Origin of the sequence: Microbacterium sp. Kw_RZR3 (assembly GCF_029222405.1) — a bacterium.
Taxonomy (GTDB): Bacteria; Actinomycetota; Actinomycetes; order Actinomycetales; family Microbacteriaceae; genus Microbacterium.
This window is the reverse complement of sequence record NZ_JARHXC010000038.1, coordinates 1-436: the sequence shown is the minus strand read 5'-3', so window position 1 is coordinate 436 and position 436 is coordinate 1. Positions and strand designations below refer to the sequence as shown.

Genomic DNA, 436 nt, shown 5'->3' with positions numbered 1-436 from the left:
CAGCATGCGGTCGTCATTCGGACCGGATGCCACCGGCCCCGGCCCTCCACCCCGGTGCGGGTCGTCCGCGGGGGCGGGTTCCGCCGTCGTGCCCGGTGCCGGCAGCAGCCGCGCACGGCGCGCGCCGGGGATCCGGATCACCGGCTGACGTTCCTCGTGCGATGCAGCGTCGTCGCGCGGGAGCTCCGGGTCCGGATCGCCCGCGGTACCCGTGGCATCCGGGGTCGTGCTCATCACGTTCAACCGGGCAGGTCGAGGGGCTCGGTGGTGGTCCCGGAGTCGGCGGGGTCGTCGGGCGCGACGCCGAGCAGTTCGGCGATCCGGGATGCCACCCCCGCGGGGTCGCTGTACAGATCGAACGCGTGCACGCGCACGTAGTGCCAGCCGAGGCGTCGGAGGATCTGCGGGCGCAGACGAAGCGTCTCACGCAGCGACT

Annotated in this window: 2 protein-coding genes; both read right to left on the bottom strand. The window is 73.9% G+C overall.

What is annotated here, in order from left to right:
* On the bottom strand, window positions 1-234 hold a 234-nt coding region (locus P2P98_RS01510; protein WP_275796503.1), incomplete at its 3' end, for a hypothetical protein.
* Window positions 235-239: 5 nt separating this feature from the next.
* On the bottom strand, window positions 240-436 hold a 197-nt coding region (locus P2P98_RS01505; protein WP_275796501.1), incomplete at its 5' end, for a hypothetical protein.